This window comes from Caballeronia sp. NCF2 (assembly GCF_023631205.1).
Lineage (GTDB): Bacteria > Pseudomonadota > Gammaproteobacteria > Burkholderiales > Burkholderiaceae > Caballeronia > Caballeronia zhejiangensis.
Window position 1 is genome coordinate 1 of sequence record NZ_JALQDN010000109.1, and the last position, 2,650, is coordinate 2,650.

Annotated in this window: 1 protein-coding gene and 2 pseudogenes; 1 reads left to right on the forward strand and 2 read right to left on the reverse strand. The window is 58.3% G+C overall.

The annotated features are described in order from the left end of the window. Positions 1–784 (reverse strand): annotated as a pseudogene (locus NCS02_RS36075) (IS3 family transposase); the annotation flags it as partial. Positions 785–869: 85 nt separating this feature from the next. Here NCS02_RS36075 and NCS02_RS36080 point away from each other — a divergent pair. Continuing rightward, positions 870–1,970: an IS110 family RNA-guided transposase gene (locus tag NCS02_RS36080; protein WP_250508294.1), complete on the forward strand. Its 1,101-nt coding sequence runs from the start codon at positions 870–872 to the stop codon at positions 1,968–1,970. A 333-nt stretch (positions 1,971–2,303) separates the two neighbouring features. On the opposite strand, the pseudogene NCS02_RS36085 reads toward NCS02_RS36080, so the two are convergent. After that, a pseudogene (locus NCS02_RS36085) lies at positions 2,304–2,562 on the reverse strand (transposase); the annotation flags it as partial. Positions 2,563–2,650: the final 88 nt, after the last annotated feature.

Here is a 2,650-nt window from a genome sequence, read left to right on the forward strand (position 1 = left end):
GGTTGTACAGCTCGATGTAATCGCCGATAGAGCGCCGGGCGTGGCTGACCGACTCGTAGGCCCTCAGGTAGACTTCTTCGTACTTGATGCTGCGCCATACGCGCTCGACGAATACGTTGTCGCGCTAAGCGCCTTTGCCGTCCATCGACAGTTGAATACCTCGGCCCAGTACCGCCTCGGTGAATGCGCCTGCCGTGAACTGGCTTCCCTCATCGGTGTTCACGATGTCAGGGTGCCCATAGCGGGCAAACGCTTCTTCCAGCGCCTCGACGGCATGCATCGCCTCCAGCGTAATGGCCACGCGGTGCGCAACAACCTTGCGACTCGCCCAATCGACTACCGCCGTCAAATAGACGAAGCCACGCGCCATGGGAATGTATGTCGTGTCGAGCGCGAACACCTGATTGGCGCGCTCTATCTTCATGCCGCGCAGCAGATACGGCCAAACCTTATGCTGTGAGTTGCGTCGGCTTGTGTTCGGCTTGCAGTAAAGCGCTTCCACACCCATACGCTTCATGAGCGTGCGCACACGGCGGCGGCCAACCTCAAAGCCATCTCGCCGCAGCAGGCGCGCCAGCATCCGCGCTCCGGCGAACGGAAACTCCAGATGCAGTTCGTCTATGCGGCGCATCAACCGATGGCCGAGTTCGCTCACCGGTTGCGGCTGGTAATACGCGCTCGACCTTGCAATGCCTACCAACCGGACTTGCTGCGAAACCGGCAACGCATGGCCACGGTCAATCATCGCTTTGCGCTCAGCAATCCCGCCTTGTTGAGCGCGCCGCTTAAGACATGATGGCCTTCAGGGAGTCGCGACATAGGCGTTCGCCCGATAATCGGACGACCTTCACTGAACGGCGGAGACAGTCATGGACAAGGTCAAGTTTTACGTCGGACTCGACGTGCACAAAGACTCAATTGCAATCGCATTCGCGCGGGCGCATGCTCGGGACGATCCCCAGTTCGTGGGCACGACGCGTTACAGCATCGTCTCGCTAACCAAAGCGCTTTCAAAGCTCGCTGCACCGTCGGAGATCCGCGTTTGTTATGAGGCAGGCCCGTGCGGGTATGGGTTGGTCCGGGCACTGCGCGAGCAGGGCTATCACTGCGAGGTGGTGGCCCCATCGCGGGTCGCCCGCCGGCCGGCTGACAGGATCAAGACGGATCGTCGCGATGCGCTACTGTTAGCGAGACTGCATAGGGCTGGCGAACTTGTTCCAGTTACCGTTCCAGAACCGCAGGATGAAGCCATGCGCGACCTCGTTCGCGCTCGCGAAGATGCGGTGACCGACCTGCGCAGGGTTCGCCAAAGGCTAAAATCCTTCCTGCTTCGCCATGGTCATGCCTGCACCGGCACGCGCTGGGGACCGAAGCATGAGCTCTTTCTTTCCACGATCAAGTTCGAGGATTCGGCTCAGCACATCGTCTTCACTGAGTACCGAATGGCGGTACGGTTTGCTACTGAACTTGTCGAGCGTCTCACACGGTCGTTGCGCGACCACGCTGAAACTTGGCGTTGGCTACCAACGATCAAAGGCCTAATGACCCTGCGTAGTATTGACTTTGTTTCCGCACTGACTATTGTCGCTGAACTTGGCGATTTGCGACGCTTCCCGCATCCACGCGAATTCATGAGCTACTTGGGACTTGTACCATCGGAACACTCCAGCGGAAACACAAAGCAACGCGGAGGTCTGACGAAGACGGGTAACACACACGTTCGCAGGATACTGGTCGAGGCAGCGTGGAATTATCGGTTGCCCGCGAGAATCGGTGAATCGCTTCAGCCTCGGCTTGAAGGACAACCTCGACATATCATCGATGTCGCATGGAAAGCACAGGTTCGGCTTTGCCACAGATTTCGGCGGCTTCGGGCACGAGGTCTTCATCAGAACAAGACGTGTGCGGCAATCGCACGCGAACTATGCGGATTTATCTGGGATATCGGAACGCGACTGCAGCCAGCTTGAACAGCCGTATAAATTCCAATCGACTTCTTCAGTACGGAGCTCCTATCGACGAACCTCTATCTTCCACCTGATCGGTAACGCGGCACCGGGCGCGATGTGGGGAACCCTCGAGATTTTTTTGTGAGCGCGCGACTGCGTGATCTCCGTGGTTAAGAGCGAGGCAGCCCCGTGACGGAAAGATGAAATGCGGTAACCAGCCCGCGGATATGAGCTTGATCCATCGTCGATAAACAGCCCGCGTGCCGCGTTACCAACCAGGTCGGATACATTTGGCGCTCCAGATCGCGATAGCGAGGGCGACGCTCGCCCTACTTGCAAAAACAGGCCATATGAAAAATCATTTTCCAGAGAAAGCTGGCCGATCTTGGCGTGCAAAGTCTTCACATCAACCGGCGGCTCGTTCGATACCACGCCCGCCGTCCCAAACACGTCGGCTGCACGCTCCTGCAACTGCCGCTTCCACTCCGTGATCTGATTCGGATGCACATCGAACTGCTGCGCGAGTTCGGCCAGCGTGCGCTCGCCCTTGACTGCAGCCAGCGCCACTTTCGCTTTGAACGCCGCTGAGTGTGCGTCGGGTTCTCTTCGTCATGTCCTCGGTTCCTTTGCCTGCATTATCGCCGGCTCAGGCCTCGGCTGGTCCACTTATCCCGCTGTCCGAATTCCCGCAGCCACCTCTT

Excerpts from the sequence above, each read along its gene's own strand:
- NCS02_RS36080 (WP_250508294.1), top strand. The coding sequence starts at position 870 with ATGGACAAGGTCAAGTTTTACGTCGGACTCGACGTGCACAAAGACTCA.